General features: G+C 72.7%; 11 protein-coding genes. 8 read left to right on the top strand and 3 right to left on the bottom strand.

Translation table 11 applies throughout. The features are described from left to right. The first annotated feature begins 26 nt into the window (after positions 1-26). Both AB0M29_RS08555 and AB0M29_RS08550 read left to right on the top strand, forming a co-directional pair. Entirely contained in the window at positions 27-2,003 is a 1,977-nt protein-coding gene (locus AB0M29_RS08555; protein WP_365380865.1) for an ABC transporter ATP-binding protein, read from the top strand. Positions 2,004-2,167: 164 nt separating this feature from the next. Further along, positions 2,168-3,499 carry an LCP family protein gene (locus AB0M29_RS08550; RefSeq protein WP_365380863.1) on the top strand — a complete coding sequence of 444 codons (1,332 nt, stop codon included), beginning with the start codon at positions 2,168-2,170 and terminating at the stop codon, positions 3,497-3,499. Positions 3,500-3,548: 49 nt separating this feature from the next. On the opposite strand, the gene AB0M29_RS08545 is transcribed toward AB0M29_RS08550, so the two are convergent. From AB0M29_RS08545 to AB0M29_RS08535, 3 genes are all read right to left on the bottom strand, one after another. Next, complete coding sequence (locus AB0M29_RS08545; protein WP_365380860.1) at positions 3,549-4,571, bottom strand: TolB-like translocation protein; 1,023 nt, start codon at positions 4,569-4,571, stop codon at positions 3,549-3,551. Further along, positions 4,568-5,902, bottom strand: a complete 1,335-nt coding sequence (locus AB0M29_RS08540) for an MFS transporter (RefSeq protein WP_365381036.1) — start codon at positions 5,900-5,902, stop codon at positions 4,568-4,570. The genes AB0M29_RS08545 and AB0M29_RS08540 overlap by 4 nt, the downstream gene beginning before the upstream one ends. 93 nt (positions 5,903-5,995) lie before the next feature. After that, positions 5,996-6,919 carry a glycosyltransferase family 2 protein gene (locus AB0M29_RS08535; protein ID WP_365380858.1) on the bottom strand — a complete coding sequence of 308 codons (924 nt, stop codon included), beginning with the start codon at positions 6,917-6,919 and terminating at the stop codon, positions 5,996-5,998. A gap of 307 nt (positions 6,920-7,226) precedes the next feature. Here AB0M29_RS08535 and AB0M29_RS08530 point away from each other — a divergent pair, with 307 nt between their 5' ends. The 6 genes from AB0M29_RS08530 to AB0M29_RS08505 all read left to right on the top strand — a co-directional run bounded on the left by AB0M29_RS08530 (position 7,227) and on the right by AB0M29_RS08505 (position 15,926). Next, positions 7,227-8,303 (top strand): Gfo/Idh/MocA family oxidoreductase, encoded by a 1,077-nt coding sequence (locus tag AB0M29_RS08530; RefSeq protein ID WP_365380855.1) that lies wholly within the window; start codon positions 7,227-7,229, stop codon positions 8,301-8,303. A 79-nt stretch (positions 8,304-8,382) separates the two neighbouring features. After that, positions 8,383-9,378 (top strand): NAD-dependent epimerase/dehydratase family protein, encoded by a 996-nt coding sequence (locus tag AB0M29_RS08525; protein ID WP_365380853.1) that lies wholly within the window; start codon positions 8,383-8,385, stop codon positions 9,376-9,378. After that, positions 9,375-10,535, top strand: a complete 1,161-nt coding sequence (locus AB0M29_RS08520) for a DegT/DnrJ/EryC1/StrS family aminotransferase (protein ID WP_365380850.1) — start codon at positions 9,375-9,377, stop codon at positions 10,533-10,535. The genes AB0M29_RS08525 and AB0M29_RS08520 overlap by 4 nt, the downstream gene beginning before the upstream one ends. Further along, positions 10,532-11,401, top strand: a complete 870-nt coding sequence (locus AB0M29_RS08515; protein WP_365380847.1) for an acetyltransferase — start codon at positions 10,532-10,534, stop codon at positions 11,399-11,401. Before AB0M29_RS08520 ends, AB0M29_RS08515 begins: the two co-directional genes overlap by 4 nt. Beyond that, complete coding sequence (locus AB0M29_RS08510; RefSeq protein WP_365380845.1) at positions 11,398-12,513, top strand: DegT/DnrJ/EryC1/StrS family aminotransferase; 1,116 nt, start codon at positions 11,398-11,400, stop codon at positions 12,511-12,513. Before AB0M29_RS08515 ends, AB0M29_RS08510 begins: the two co-directional genes overlap by 4 nt. A gap of 152 nt (positions 12,514-12,665) precedes the next feature. Further along, positions 12,666-15,926 (top strand): DUF4082 domain-containing protein, encoded by a 3,261-nt coding sequence (locus tag AB0M29_RS08505; RefSeq protein ID WP_365380843.1) that lies wholly within the window; start codon positions 12,666-12,668, stop codon positions 15,924-15,926. The last annotated feature ends 2 nt before the right edge of the window (positions 15,927-15,928 follow it).

Here is a 15,928-nt window from a genome sequence, read left to right as displayed (position 1 = left end):
GCGTAGCCACCACTGGGGAGGGGTGTATGAGGGGGAGGGGACGACCGCGCCTGCGCGGTCCGCTGCGGCGGCCGGGACCACCCGGCGACCAGCCCGTGTCGGCCAGCGAGGAGGAGCTGTTCGGCGGCGCGCTGCGGTACGACACCGGGTTCAGCCAGTACGAGTACGCGTATCTGGACCTGACGCTGCTGTCGATGGCCAGGTCGCTGCCGCAACTGGTCGGCGGGACCCTGCGGCTGGCCTGGCGGGCGGACCGCAGGGCGCTGGTCGCGGTGGGGCTCGCCGAGCTGGGCCGCGGGGTCGGGCAGGCGGCGGGACTGCTGATCACCAACCGGGTGCTGCGGGCGCTCTTCGCGACCGGCGACACCCCCGAGCGGCTGCGCGCGGCGCTGCCCGCGCTGGTCACCGCGGCGTCGGTGGCCGTGGTGATCGCGCTGCTCGCGGCGGTCTCCACCGCGGGCACCGGGCGGCTCGAGCCCAAGGTCGAGCGGCTGGCCACCGAGCAGTATCTGGCCGGCGCGGCGCGGGTCGAGCTGTCGGCGATCGAGGACGCCGAGTTCCACAAGCTGCTGGACTCCGCGAGATACGGCACCGCGTCGGCCCGGCGGATGATCGGCACCTGCGTGGCGGCGCTGAACGGCACCATAGCCTTCGCCGCCTCCGCGAGTGTGCTGACGGTGCTGCACCCGGTGCTGCTGCCGCTGCTCGCGCTGATCGCGCTGCCCAGGAGCTGGGGCGCGCTGCGGGTCGCGCAGCGCCGCTACACCTCGATGATGAACTGGATCGAGCACGCCAGGGCCGGGCATCTGCTCGGCAGCCTGCTCACCGAGCGCACCGCGGCGCCCGAGGTCCGGGTGCACGGCGTGGGGCCCTTCCTGCTGGGGCACTTCCGGCAGATGTCGGAGACGGCGGAGGCCGAGCAGACCCGGCTGGCCGACGAGCGCGCGCTGACCGAGCTGCTGGCCGCCGCCATGTCGGGCGCCGCGACGCTCGCCACGTACTGCGCGCTGGCGGCGCTGATGCTGTCCGGCGGCATGCCGATATCGGTGGCCGGCACCGCGGTGCTGGCCATCCGCACCGGGTCGTCGAGCCTCGCCGCGCTGGTCACCCACGTCAACCAGGCATATGAGGAGGCGCTGTTCGTCCGCGACCTGGAGCGGCTGGTCGACCAGGCGGCCGAGCGCAGCATCCCGTCGGGCGGGCTCGCCGTGGGCGCGCCGACCGGCCAGATCCGCTTCGAGGACGTCACCTTCACCTATCCCGACCGGACGGCCCCGGCGCTGGACTCGGTGACGCTGACCATCCCGGCGGGCAAGGTGGTGGCTCTGGTCGGGGAGAACGGCTCGGGGAAGTCCACCCTGGTCAAGGTGCTCGCCGGGCTCCATCTGCCGGACTCCGGCCGGGTGCTGTGGGACGGCGTGGACGCGGCGCTCGCCGACCGCGACCAGCTCTTCGCCCAGGTCGCCATGGTCACCCAGGACTTCCAGCGGTGGCCCTTCACCGCCGAGTCCAATGTGGTGATCGGGCAGCCGGACATCCCCGTGCAGCGCGAGCGGCTGGACGGCGCGGTGGACTACGCGGGGGCGCGGGAGCTGGTGGACTCGCTGCCGCGGGGTCTGCGCACCCTGCTGGCGCGGCAGTTCAGGGGCGGCCATGAGCTGTCCGGCGGCCAGTGGCAGCGGATCGGCATCGGCCGGGCCCGCTACCGCAAGGCGTCGGTCATCATCTGCGACGAGCCGACCAGCGCCCTGGACCCGAAGGCGGAGATCGAGACCTTCGACAAGATACGCGGCCTGGCGGCGGGCGGGCAGACCGTCCTGCTGGTCACCCACCGGCTGGCGGCCGTCCGGCACGCGGACCTCATCTATGTGCTGCACGAGGGGCGGGTGGTGGAGGAGGGCAGCCACCGCCAGCTGCTGGCCCGGCCCGAGGGGCGGTACCGGACGCTGTTCCGGCTGCAGTCCGACCAGTACGCGGCCGATCCGGTCCCCGACGCCCGCTGACCCGGCGCCGGATCCCCGCCGACATCGCCTCGCCGGCACCGCCTCGCCGACACCCCGCCCCGGCGGGCAGCCGGGAATCGCCGCCACCGCGGGTGATACTGCAACTGCGCTGGTGGGCGGCCGTGTCCACCGGTCCGCCGACCGATGCGAGGGCGCTCACCCAGATGGCCGAAGACGAGGCGGAGCCGGAGGAGCCGGGGCAGGCAGCCGAGCCGGAGGAGGCAGCGGAGCTGGACCAGCCGGAGCGGCCGGACGAGCCGGACGAGCCGGACCAGCCGGAGGGGCGCGGGCGGGCGGCGGTCAGGAGGTGGGGCGGACGGCGGGTGATGCGGCTGGGCGCGCTCACCCTGTCCGGACTGGTCCTGCTGGTCGCCGCCGTGGGGACGGTGATCTTCCTGCGGCTGAACGGCAACATCCGTGACCTGCCGCTGTTCGGCGGCATCGGCGGCGACGCGGGCAAGGAGCAGCCGGACGCCTTCGGCAGGACCCCGGTCAATGTGCTGGTGATCGGTTCCGACACCCGCGCGGACCCCGCCGACTGCCATCTCGGCGGTGCCTGCGGGCCGGGTGAGAACGCGGATGTGGAGATGGTGCTGCACATCTCCGCGGACCGGACGCACGCCACCGCGCTGAGCATCCCGCGGGACACCGTCACCGAGCTGCCCGCCTGCCGCAAGCCGCACGGCGGCGTCAGCCCGGCGACGCGCGGCCAGGTCAACTCCACGCTGCGGTTCGGCCCCGGCTGCACGGTCGCGGCCGTGCACGCGCTCACCCGGATCCCCATCGACCACTTCGTGATGGCCGACTTCGCCGGGGTGGTACGGATGTCGGACGCGGTGGGCGGTGTCCCGGTCTGTGTGGACCGCGATGTGTACGACTCGTACTCGCATCTGAAGCTGGCCAGGGGGCGGCACGCGCTCAAGGGCACCGCCGCGCTGCAGTTCCTGCGCTCACGGCACGGGTTCGGCGACGGCAGCGACATCGGCCGCACGGACGCGCAGCACCTGTTCCTGGCCGCGCTGGCGCTGCGGATGCGGCAGAGCGGTTCGCTCACCGATCCCGCCTCGCTGCTGGACGTCGCCGACGCCGCCACCCGGGCGCTCACGGTGGACCCGGGGCTGGCCTCGGTGTCCAAGCTGGTGGGCCTGGCGAAGGACCTGCGCAAGGTGCCGTCCGCGCGGCTCTCCTTCACCACGGCGCCCACCAGGCCCGACCCCGGTGACCCCAACCGGGTGGTGGTCACCGAGACCGGTCAGCGGCTGTTCGCCGCCATCGCCGCGGACATGCCGCTCACCGTCACCGGGGCGCCCGCGGGCGACGACAAGCCGGCCGACCCGACGAACGCGCCCGCCACGCACACCCGGGGCCGCACCGCGGCGACCGGCTCGGGCTGCGCCAAGGTGGCCACCACCCGCTCGGTGCGGGTGCGCGGGGTGGCGATGACCCCCAGCGCGGCGTTCCGGGCCACCCCCCGGATCCCGGTCTCGGCCCGCTGAACCATCCGCCGTCGCGCCCGACGGCCCGCCCGCCGACGCGCGGGCGCCGTCACAGCGGGGCGGGTGACGAGGCGTCGGGGATCAGCAGGTGCGGGGTGCCGGTGCCGTCGGCGGGGACGCTCCACAGGTCGGTGGTGCCGACCGCGCCCTCCTTGGGCAGGGCGTAGGCGACGGTGTGGTCGTCGAGCCAGGTGGCCTGGTCGTCCACGCTGTGCATCTCGGCGAGCGCCGTCTCCTTCAGCGTCCGCAGGTCCAGCACGTACAGGTGCCACAGCGAGGCACCGGCCAGCACGCGCTTCTTGAACGCCACCCGGGTGCCGTCCGGGGACAGCGACGGGCACTCGACGTTCTGCACCAGGCTGGTGACGGTGCGGCGGGAGAGGGACCCCCGGACGAGATAGGTGTGACCGCCGGTGCCGAGGGTGGCGTAGAAGGTGTCGTCGTCGGTGGCGAAGGTGACGCCCCAGAAGTTGATGTCGGCCGCGTGGTACTTCTGGCCGTTGAGGAGGATGGTGAACGCCTCCAGGTTGGGCGTGAGCGTCCAGGTCCTGGTGTCCACGATCGAGGTGCGGGTGGAGAAGAAGGCGGCGCCGTAGGACTCGCCGCCCACGAAGACGGTCCAGGCGGCGAAGTGGCCGCTGGGTGAGACCCGGGCGCGGCTGGGGGTGCCCGCGAGCGAGAAGGTGCGCAAGGTGTGCAGGCCCGCGTCGACCACCACCGCGCGGTTGGTCTGCGAGACCACGCCGACCGCGGACTGCAGGCAGACTCCGGTGCCCGCGGCGGCGTAGAACCGGGCGCACTTGAGGCCGGAGGCGGTCCGCGAGCCGTCCGCGGAACCGGCCGGGACGGTGGCCACCTCGGTACGGTGCGGGCCAGGCGCGCCGTTGACGAAGGCCACCTGCCTCGGCTTCGGGTCGAGCGTCACCGGGCCCGCGCCCACCACCGGGCCTCCCGCCCGCGGCTTGTTCTTGTCGTCGGCGCGGGACACGGCGTGCAGCACGAAGGCGGTGCCGAGACCGGCGAGCAGCACGACCGCCGTGGCGAGTACGAGCAGGCGGCGCAGCGGCGTCATCGGGATCCTCGGTCTGTTCGGGTGGTTCCTGGGGCTTCGGGTTCCCCGGTGGCCTCCGGGGTCATGTCCACGGGTGGCGGCATGCCCGGTGCGGGCCGCAGCACCACTCCGGCCACCCCCGCGCACAGCAGCAGGCCGATCGCGGAGTACAGCAGCGCGCGGCCGTCCCCCCACACCGTCCAGGCCGCGCCGAAGGCCAGCGAGCAGCAGAAGCGGGCGAGCGCCTGGCCGGTGCCGACCAGGGCGAGTCCGCTGGCCCGCAGGTGGTCGGGCACCACGTCGGCGACGGCGGCGGGCAGCACCCCGTCGGTGCAGGCGTAGAAGGTGCCGTGCAGGGCGAGCACCAGATACGGCAGCGCGGGCATGTGCGGCGCCCAGAGCAGCAGGGCGTATCCGGCGAGCAGTCCGCCGTGCCCCGCCAGGAACACCCCACGCCTGCCGATCCGGTCGGCGAGGACGCCGACGGGCACCGCCAGCAGCAGGAAGACGGCCGCGGTGCCCAGCGGCAGCAGCGGGAACCACTGCTCGTCGATGCCGATCCTGCGCTGCAGCAGCAGATAGATGAACGCGTCGCTGACCGTGGTCAGGCCGAGCAGCACCGCGCAGACCGCGAGCGCCCGCAGCCGGGGCAGCCGCAGCAGCGCCACCGCCTGGCGCAGGTCGACCGGCCGCCGGTCACCGTCGCCGCCGCCGCCGGCTCCCGCCACCGCCGCCGCGTCCCGCTCGACGCGCGCCTTGCCCGGCACGAACAGCACCAGCACCAGCACGCCGAGCACGGCCACGCAGGCGCTCACCCCGAACACGGCGTCGTAGCCGTCCTCGGCCACCCGCAGGATCAGGAAGGCGGCGACCGGGCCCAGTACCGCGCCCGTGGTGTCCATCGCCCGGTGCACACCGAAGGCCCGGCCGCGGTGTTCCGGCGCGGTGGACAGCGAGATCAGCGCGTCGCGGGGCGAGGTGCGCAGGCCCTTGCCGGTGCGTTCCAGGGCCAGCACCGCGCCGAGCGGCCCGAGGCTGTGCACGAGCAGCAGCAGCGGTTTGCACAGCGCGGACAGGCCGTAGCCGATCCCGGCGATGAGTTTGTGGTTGCGCACCCGGTCGGCGAGATGGCCGCCGGTGAGCTGGACGAGGGCGCTGACACCGTTGTAGACGCCGTCGAGGGTGCCGAAGCCCAGGGGGCTCAGGCCGAGCCCCGCCACCAGGTAGAGCGGCAGCACCGCGGTGACCATCTCCGAGGAGACATCGGTGATCAGGCTGACGGCGCCGAGCGCGAGGACGACCGAGGAGACCGCGGGTATTCGGCCGCGTACGGCGGCCTCCCCGGTCCCCATCCCCCCGGTGTTCCGCGTCTGTCTGCCCGTCTTCGACGGCTTGGTCGCCTTGGGCGACGCCCGGTCCGCCAGGTACATGTCTGTCGCCCCCTGTCAGCCCTGCCTGCTGCTCTCGTCCCGCAGCCAGGTGCCGAAGTCCTGGTCGCGGATGGCCTTCCCCGATCCCCTGCGGGCCGCGAGCGCGACCGCGAGGAAGACGACGACGCCTGGCAGCAGCCGCGGTTCCCGCCGGACCACGCCCAGCAGGTCGGCCTTGCTGGTCCGGGCGGACGGCCGGTCGGGACCCTGCCCCTGCGCGCTCTCCAGTTGGGCGGACGAGGTCGCCGAGCGTATGCGGCGCCTGATCAGATCGCCCCAGGTGCGCGGCGGATGGACGACCACCCGGGCCGCGTCGACCACCAGCCGCTCGTCGGGCCCGAAGGCCAGCGAAGCGGCGAGGTCGTCGGCCATCAGCGGCGGCAGCGCGGCGATCCGGCCGTACCCCTCCTCGGACACCGCGATCACCCCTCTGCCGAACAGTCCCTCCCGCACCGCGGGCAGCCGCTGCCACACGCGGTAGTAGGCGCGCACCCGCCAGGCGCATCCTGCCAGCGGGATGTCCCGTGCGGGAGCCGCGGCGAGAATCTTCGCCGGGGCGTTCCCCGCCGTTTCCCCCGCCGCCCCTGCTTCCCCCGCGCCCCCGGCGCTCCCGCCCGGCTCCCCCGCCCCGGTCAGCGCGTCCGCCAGCGCGCGCACGTCGGCCGCGCCGATCACCACGTCGGCGTCCACGTACAGCCGCGGGAAGCCGCGGGCGTGCGCGTCCCCGGTGCGCAGCGCCTCGTGTTTGGACGGCACCGGGATCTCCACCACCCGCACACGCTCCCCGCGCGCGCCGGCGACCGCCGCGGTGCCGTCGGTGCAGCCGTTGCACACCACCACGATGTCCGTCCCACCGGCCGCGCCGTCCGCCAGCAGGGCGTCCAGCAGCCTCCCGATGACCCGTTCCTCGTTGTGGGCCGGGATAACGATGCTCGTCACGAGGGGAGTATGCAGTGGTCGGCGGCAGTCGTGCTGAGTGTTTCGTCCAACTGTCCCCCCCGGTGGCCCCAGTAGTCTAGATTGTCGTCGCGGGGCCGGTTTGGGTGAGGGGGAACTCAGCATTCCGGTGTCCCGGCTAGTCCACTGCGGTGGGGGGAAGCATGGCCGACGAACTGGTCACGCCTGGGCGGGTTTTCCGCGATGCCGTGACCTCTGCGCACTCTCCGTTCACCTCGCCGCCCCTTGATCCGCACTGCGCGACATCCCGGCCAACGTGTACGAAGTGTACGAAGGGGAGACGGACACTGTGACGGACACCAATGCCCTCGGGCAGCAGCAGGCGGCGCCGCTGGGCGTCGCCGTCGTCGGGGCGGGGTACTGGGGCCCCAACCTGGTGCGCAACTTCCAGTCCAGCCCGCACTTCCGGCTGCGCTGGCTGTGCGACCTCGACGTGGAGCGGGCGCGCAAGGTGCTCGGGGGCTACTCCACGGTGCAGGCGACCGCGGACTACGCGGCGGTGCTCGCCGACCCGGAGGTCGACGCCGTGGCGGTCGCCACCCCCGCGGGCACGCACCTGGACGTCGCGCTCGCCGCGGTCCGCGCGGGCAAGCACGTACTCGTCGAGAAGCCGCTGGCCGCCACGTACGCCGACGGCGCGGTCCTGGTCGCCGAGGCCGAGGAGCGGGGTGTGACGCTGATGTGCGACCACACCTACTGCTACACCCCCGCGGTGGGCCGAATACGCGAGTTGGTGCACGCCGGGGAGCTCGGCGAGGTCCACTTCGTGGACTCGGTCCGGATCAACCTCGGGCTGGTGCAGAAGGACATCGACGTCATGTGGGACCTGGCGCCGCACGACCTGTCGATCCTCGACTTCATCCTCCCCGAGGGCGTCGAGCCGGTCGCGGTCGCGGCGCACGGCGCCGACCCGATCGGCGCGGGGCAGGCGTGCGTGGCGTATCTGACGCTCCAGCTCAGCTCGGGCGCCATCGCCCACGTCCACGTCAACTGGCTGTCCCCCACCAAGGTGCGCACCACCATGGTGGGCGGCTCGAAGCGCACGCTGATCTGGGACGACCTCAACCCGGCACAGCGCGTGGCGCTCTTCGACCGCGGGGTGGACCTGGCGACGCCGCAGGAGCTGGGTGTGCACGAGCGGCGCAGCATGCAGATCTCGTACCGGACCGGCGACATGATCGCTCCGGCGCTCCCGGAGAAGGAGGCGCTGCGCAGCATGGTCGACGAGTTCGCGGGGGCGATCACCGAGGGCAGGGCGCCGCTGACCGACGGCCGGGCGGGCCTTCGGGTGCTGGACATCCTGGAAGCGGCGTCCAGGAGCCTGGAGTTCAAGGGGGCCGTGGTGGGGCTGCGCACCGGTCACTGACCGCGCGCCGGTCTGGGGAGCTTCCGCCGCACACCGCGGCGGACCGTTTGGGGACGGATCAAGTGTGGGGGCAACGGCGTTGAGCACGGTACGAGACAGGACAATCCTGGTCACCGGCGGAGCGGGCACCATCGGCTCCAACCTGGTGGACCTGCTGGTCGAGGGCGGTGCGCGCGAGGTCGTCGTCCTCGACAACTTCGTCCGGGGGCGGATGGCCAACCTGGCCACCAGCATGGGCAGCGGCGTGGTCCGCGTGGTCGAGGGCGACATCCGCGACGCGGCCACGGTACGGAAGGTCACCGAGGGCGCGGACCTGGTCTTCCATCTCGCGGCGATCCGCATCACCCAGTGCGCCGAGGAACCGCGGCTGGCCAACGAGGTGATGGTCGACGGCACCTTCAACGTGCTGGAGGCCGCCGCGGACGCGGGTGTGGGCAAGGTGATCGCCTCGTCCTCGGCCTCCGTCTACGGGCTGGCCGAGACCTTCCCCACCACCGAGCGCCACCACCCGTACAACAACGACACGTTCTACGGGGCGGCGAAGGCGTTCAACGAGGGGATGCTGCGCAGCTTCCACGCCATGTACGGGCTGGACTACGTGGCGCTGCGGTACTTCAACGTCTACGGGCCGCGGATGGACATCCACGGTCTGTACACCGAGGTGCTGATCCGCTGGATGGAGCGGATCGAGGCGGGTGAGCCGCCGCTGATCCTCGGTGACGGCACGCAGACGATGGACTTCGTCGACGTCAGGGACATCGCCAGGGCCAATGTGCTGGCGGCCGAGTCGGAGCTGACCGACGAGGTGTTCAACGTGGCCAGCGGCACCGAGACCTCGCTGCGCGAGCTCGCCCTGGCGCTGCTGGAGGCGATGGGCGCCGAATCCCTGGTGCCCGAACACGGCCCCGCCCGCGCCGTGAACGGGGTGACCCGCCGGCTGGCGGACACCTCGCGCTCGGCCGAGGTGCTCGGTTTCCGCGCGAAGATCGACCTGCGGACCGGGCTGCGCGATCTGGTCGCCTGGTGGCGTGCCGAGCGCGCCGCGGGTACCGCCGACGCCAGGCTCGCCCGATGAGCGCCGCGCCGGAGACCGCGCCCGCGCGGATACCGGTGATGGTGCCGTGGCTGGGCGAGGAGGAGGCGCGGGCCGCCGCGGACGCGGTGCTCTCCGGGTGGGTCGCACAGGGCCCCCGGGTCGCCGCCTTCGAGGCCGCCTTCGCCGAGCGGGTGGGCGCCGAGCACGGTGTCGCGGTGAGTTCGTGCACCACCGCCCTGCATCTCGCCCTGGTCGCCCTGGGGATCGGCCCCGGCGACGAGGTCGTCGTCCCCTCGCTCTCGTTCATCGCGACCGCCAACGCGGTGCGGTACGTGGGCGCGGAGCCGGTGTTCGCCGATGTGGAGCTGGCCACCGGCAATCTGACGGCGGCCACCGTCGACGCGGTCCGCGGTGACCGTACGCGAGCGGTGCTGGCCGTCCACCAGGGCGGGGTGCCCGCCGATGTGCATGCGCTGCGGGCGGCGTGCGCGGACTGGGACCTCCCGCTGGTCGAGGACGCGGCGTGCGCCATCGGCTCGACGGTCGGCGGCAAGTCCGTCGGTCAGGGCGCGCTGCTGGCCGCGTGGTCCTTCCACCCGCGCAAGGTGATCACCACCGGCGAGGGCGGCATGATCACCACCGACGACGCCGAGTGGGCGCAGCGGTTGCGCAGGCTGCGCGAGCACGGCATGAACGCCTCGGCCGCGCAGCGGCACGCCAGCAGCACGCCGATCCTGGAGAGTTACCTCGAGGTCGGCTTCAACTACCGGATGACCGACATCCAGGCGGCCGTCGGCCTGGTGCAGCTCGGCAAGCTGGACGAGATCGTGGCCAGGCGCCGGGCGCTGGCGGCCCGGTATGACGCGCTGCTGGCTCAGGTGCCCGGGATCACCCCGGTGCGCGACCCGGCGTACGGCCAGGGCAACTTCCAGTCGTACTGGGTGCTGCCCGCCGAGGACTTCCCGTTGGGCCGGGACGCGCTGCTCGCCGCGCTCTCCGAGGCGGGGGTCTCCGCCCGCCGCGGGATCATGGCCTCGCATCTCGAACCCGCCTACCAGGGGCATCGGTGCGCGCCGCTGCCGGTCACCGAGCGGATCAGCCGCGACTCGCTGATCCTGCCGCTGTTCCACACCATGACCGACGACCAGCAGGACCGGGTGGTCGCGGTGCTGCGCGGGAAGGCGGCCGCCGGATGAGCGGCCCCGCCAGAGCGGGTGCCACCGGCGGGGACCCCGCCGGACCGATACCGGCGGGCCCGGGCAGCGCGCAAGCCGTCCCCGCCGACCTCGTCCTGATCGGCGCGGGCGGCTTCGCCCGGGAGACGGCGCAGGCGGTACGGGACGTCATCGCCGACGACGAGGCGCACGGCCGCCGCGCCCGCTGGCAGTTCCTCGGCCATCTGGACGACGATCCGGCACTGCACGGCCGCGACGTCGACGGTGTGCCGGTGCTGGGCGGCACCGGGTTGCTGCGCGACCTGCCCGGCGCCCGGACGGTGGTCTGCGTCGGCAGCCCACGGGACTACGCGGTCCGCGCCCGGCTGGTGCGGCGCCTCGCGCTGCCCGAGCACCGCTACGCCACGGTCGTGCACCCGACGGCGGTGGTGTCGAGGACCTCGCGCGTCGGCCCCGGCTCGGTGCTGCTGGCGCACTGCGTGCTGACCGCCGCCGTGCGGGTCGGCGCGCATGTCGCGGTGATGCCGCAGGTGGTGCTGACGCATGACGACGTGGTGGCGGACTTCGCCACGCTCGCCTCCGGGGTGCGGCTCGGCGGCGGGGCGCGGCTGGAGCGCGGCGCCTATGTCGGCGCGGGGTCGCTGGTACGGGAGTTCACCACGGTCGGCGCCTGGTCGCTGGTCGGGATGGGAAGCACCGTGCTCGGCGCCGTGCCGCCGGGTGAGGTGTGGGCCGGAAGTCCGGCCCGCAGACTGCGCGCGGCGGACCCCGCCGCGCTGGCGGAACTGGCCGGGCCCGTGGGGGACGGGTTCCCGGCCGGACAGGGATACGAGGGAATCGACTCCGGCCCGCGGCCGGTGACAGGGATGGGGAACCCGTTCAGATGAACCAGATTCCGCTTGTCGACCTCAAAGCGGCACACGCCGAGGTCGCCGACGAGGTCAGGGCAGGATTCGACCGTGTCCTGGCCAACACCGCGTTCATCGGCGGTGACGAGGTGCGGGCGTTCGAGCGCGAGTACGCCGAGTTCGCCGGGGTGGCGCACTGCGTCGGGGTCGCCAACGGCACCGACGCCCTCGAACTGGCCCTGCGCGCCAGTGGCGTACGGCCCGGCGACGAGGTCGTGCTGCCCGCCAACACCTTCATCGCCACGGCGGGCGCGGTGGCCAGGGCCGGTGCCCAGCCGGTGCTGGTGGACTGCGATCCGGCCACCCATCTGATGGACACCGAAGCGGCGCTGCGGGCCGTCGGACCGGCCACCCGCGCGGTCGTCCCGGTCCATCTCTACGGCCAGTGCGCCGATGTGGCGGGGCTCGCCGCGGCGCTGCCCGCCGGCGTCGCGGTGGTGGAGGACGCGGCGCAGTGCCAGGGCGCCACCCGGGACGGCCGCTCGCCGGGCAGTGGCGGCATCGCGTCGACCAGCTTCTACCCGGGCAAGAACCTCGGCGCGTACGGCGACGCGGGCGCGGTGCTCACCGACGACGAGGAGCGGGCCGATCTGGTGCGCGCCCTCGCCAACCACGGCGGCGTCGCCAAGTACCGCCATGACGTGGCCGGGTTCAACAGCCGCCTGGACGGCCTCCAGGCGGTGGTGCTGCGCGCCAAGCTGGCCCGGCTGGCCGCGGGCAACTCGGCCCGCCGCGCCGCCGCGGAGCGCTACGACGCGCTGCTCGGCGACCTGGCGGCCGCCGGACGTGTGGTCCTGCCGGTGACCGCGGCGGGCAACGCGCACGTCTGGCATCTCTACGTCCTGCGCGTCACCGGAACCAGCCGGGACGACGTCGTGGGCAAGCTCAACGCGGAGGGCATCGGGGCCGGTGTGCACTATCCGGCCCCCGTCCATCTCACCCCGGCGTTCGGGCATCTCGGCCACCGCCGAGGTGACTTCCCGCATGCCGAGGAGGCCGCGGACCGGATCCTCTCGCTCCCGCTCCACCCTCACATCACCCCCGACCAGCAGGAGCGAGTCGCCGCCGCGCTCGCCGATGCCCTGCGCTGACCCCCGTTCCGCGGCGCCCCCGCCGCGGTCCGGTGCCGGCCCCCGCTCGTGCTCCACACCGACTCGTCACGTCGGGCCCCTGCACCACCTGAGAGGTACAGATGTACAGAAGGAGCAGATCCCTCCGGGGCGCCCTGTGCGCCCTGGTGGCTGTGTTGACGACAGCCGTGCTGCCGCTGGCCTCGGTCAGCGGCGCCGCCGCCGCCGATCCCTGCGGATCCGGCTCGAACCCCATCACCTGCGAGAACTCCAAACCCGGCACCCCGATGTCCGACTGGTTCTCCCCCAACGCCTATGGGAACGTCCAGGGCTTCAGCTCTCAGGTGAGCGTCCAGGCCGGTGACACGGTCCAGTTCAAGGTGCAGTCCCCCGTCCCGTACCACGTCGAGATCTACCGGCTGGGGTACTACGGCGGGGACGGCGCCCGGGAGATCTCGACCGCGGCCCAGGCCGCGGCGACCTACCCGGCGAACTTCACCAGGGACGGCACCCCCGGCAGCCCGCCCGACAACGCGGTCAACGACGGCGTGCCGCACGGCAAGCCGCTCAACTGCAACACCAACGGCACCGGCCTGGTCGACTGCGGCAACTGGCCGGTCACCGCGACCTTCCAGCTCCCCAGTGACGCCGTGTCCGGTCTCTACATCGCCAACTTCGACCAGACCGACGGGAACGGCGTGATGCCGTACCCGTTCGTGGTGCGCAACGACGCCAGCCACTCCGACATCGTCGTGCAGACCGACGACGAGACCTGGCAGGCGTACAACATGTGGGGCGGCCAGAACCTGTACCAGGGCAACGGGCCGGCGCCCGACGGCCGTGCGTACCAGGTGAGTTACAACAGGCCGCTGGACGTGGGCGGTGACAACGGCATCTACGGCTCCGAGTACGAGATGCTGTTCTGGCTGGAGGAGAACGGCTACGACGTCAGCTACATCTCGGGCGTCGACATGTCCGCGCACGGCAGCACGCTGCTGACCAACCACAAGATGTTCATGTCGTCGGGCCATGACGAGTACTGGACGCAGGACCAGTTCACCAACGCGCTCAACGCCCGCCACGCGGGGGTCAACGAGACCTTCTTCAGCGGCAACGAGGTGTCCTGGAAGACCCGGTTCGGGGCCAGCATCGACGGCACCAACACCGCCAACAGGACGCTGATCTGCTACAAGGAGACCAAGCTGGAGTTCGCGGTCCCCGACGGCATCCCCGACCCGAACCCCAACGTCTGGACCGGCGCGTTCCTCGACCCGGGCAGCGCCGCCAAGGGCGAGCCGTTCCAGCCGCAGAACATCCTCACCGGCTCGCTGTTCACCGTGAACGGCTCGCGCAGCGACGCGATCACGGTGCCGGGCAGCTACGCCAAGCTGCGGCTGTGGCGCAACACCACCGTCGCCGGTCTGACACCGAGTCAGACCGCGACCTTCCCCGCGGGCACACTCGGCTACGAGTGGGACAGCGATCTGGCCAACAGCACCCGGCCCACCGGGCAGATCGACCTGTCGTCGACGACGGTGGACATCGCCGACGGCAAGCTCCGGCTCGACTACGGCAACACATACGGGAACGGCACCGCCACCCACAACCTGGTGGCGTTCCGCGACCAGACCTCGCACGCGCTGGTGTTCGGCTCCGCCACCGTGCAGTGGTCGTGGGGGCTGTCCAACATCCCCACCGGCGACCCGGACTCCGTCGTGGTGACCGCCGACAAGCGGATGCAGCAGGCGACGGTCAACCTCTTCGCCGACATGGGCATCCAGCCCAAGACCCTGCAGAGCGGCCTGGTCGCGGCCACCGCGTCCACCGACACCACCGGTCCGGCGGTCACCGTGACCACCCCGGCGTCCGGTGTCACGGTCCCGGCGCTGCGCCCGGTCACCATCACGGGCACGGCCAGTGACTCGGGCGGTGTGGTCGCCCGCGTCGAGGTCTCCACCGACGGCGGCACCACCTGGAACGCCGCCACCGGGCTGACGTCCTGGACGTACTCCTGGACACCCACCACCTCGGGCGCGGCGCAGATCAAGGTCCGCGCGGTCGACGACAGCGTCAACATCGGCGCGACCACCACGGTCCCGCTGACCGTCGGCCCGCAGCAGTGCCCGTGCACGGTCTGGCCCGCCACCGCGGTGCCGGCCCTCGTCAACAGCGGTGACGGCGGCGCCGTCGAGCTGGGCGTGAAGATCCGTACCACCGCGGTGGGCTCGATCACCGGCGTCCGCTTCTACAAGTCCGCCGCCAACACCGGCACGCACACCGGAAGCCTCTGGTCCGCGTCCGGCCAGCGGCTGGCCACCGGCACCTTCACCAACGAGACCGCGTCGGGCTGGCAGCAGCTCAACTTCTCCTCGCCGGTGCCGGTCAAGGCCAACACCACGTACATCGCCTCGTACTTCGCCCCGCACGGCGGGTACTCCTACGACGGCGGGTACTTCAGCGCCAACTCCGCGGGGCTCGCCCCGCTCACCGCCCTGAAGTCGGGCACCGACGGCGGCAACGGCGTCTACCACTACGGTTCGGCCGGCGGCTTCCCCAGTTCGGAGTCGGCGGGCAGCAACTACTGGGTGGACGCGGTGCTCGACACCTCGGAGGCCAGTGCGGTGCCTCCGTCGGTCACCGCCACCTCGCCGACGTCCGGCGCGGTCAACGTGTCGATCACGGCGCCGGTGACCACCACCTTCAGCGAGGGCGTGGACGCGGACACCCTGAGCTTCACGCTCAAGGACTCCGACGGAGTCGCCGTGCCGGGCACCACGACCCTCAGCTCGGCCAACAGCGTGACCTTCACGCCCTCCACCGAGCTGGCGCTGAGCACCACGTACACGGCGTCGGTGCAGGCGGACGACCTGTGGGGCAACCACATGGCGGACCCGGCCACCTGGTCCTTCACCACCAGCTCCACACCGCCCACGGTCACCTGTCCGTGCACGCTGTGGAGCGGGACCACGGTCCCGGGCACCACCGACGCCACCGGCGACCCCAACTCCCTGGAGCTGGGCACCCGGTTCAAGTCGGCGATCAACGGCTACGTCAAGGGCGTGACCTTCTACAAGGGCACCGGGAACACCGGCCAGCACACCGGCACCCTGTGGTCCGCGAGCGGTACGCAGCTCGCCACCGGCACCTTCGGCTCCGAGACGGCGTCCGGCTGGCAGACCCTGACGTTCGCCACCCCGGTGGCGATCACGGCGGGTACCTCGTACGTGGTCTCCTACCACGCGCCGAACGGCAACTACGCGGTCGACGGAGGCTACTTCTCCGGCGCCCACCAGTCCTATCCGCTGACCGCCACCGCCGACACGGCCGGCAGTCCCAACGGCCTGTACCACTACGGCTCCGACTCGGCGTTCCCGACCGGGACCTATGGCTCGGCCAACTACTGGGTCGCACCGATCTTCACCACGACCCCGTAGGT

The organism is Streptomyces sp. NPDC051976, from assembly GCF_040680795.1.
In the GTDB taxonomy this organism is placed as follows: domain Bacteria; phylum Actinomycetota; class Actinomycetes; order Streptomycetales; family Streptomycetaceae; genus Actinacidiphila.
Note: the sequence above shows the minus strand (reverse complement) of the source record. Positions and strands in the feature narration are given on the sequence as shown.

Coding starts and splice junctions, on each gene's coding strand:
- AB0M29_RS08510 (WP_365380845.1), top strand. CDS start 11,398: ATGAACCAGATTCCGCTTGTCGACCTCAAAGCGGCACACGCCGAGGTC.
- AB0M29_RS08515 (WP_365380847.1), top strand. CDS start 10,532: ATGAGCGGCCCCGCCAGAGCGGGTGCCACCGGCGGGGACCCCGCCGGA.
- AB0M29_RS08540 (WP_365381036.1), bottom strand. CDS start 5,902: ATGGGGACCGGGGAGGCCGCCGTACGCGGCCGAATACCCGCGGTCTCC.
- AB0M29_RS08550 (WP_365380863.1), top strand. CDS start 2,168: ATGGCCGAAGACGAGGCGGAGCCGGAGGAGCCGGGGCAGGCAGCCGAG.
- AB0M29_RS08545 (WP_365380860.1), bottom strand. CDS start 4,571: ATGACGCCGCTGCGCCGCCTGCTCGTACTCGCCACGGCGGTCGTGCTG.
- AB0M29_RS08520 (WP_365380850.1), top strand. CDS start 9,375: ATGAGCGCCGCGCCGGAGACCGCGCCCGCGCGGATACCGGTGATGGTG.
- AB0M29_RS08555 (WP_365380865.1), top strand. CDS start 27: ATGAGGGGGAGGGGACGACCGCGCCTGCGCGGTCCGCTGCGGCGGCCG.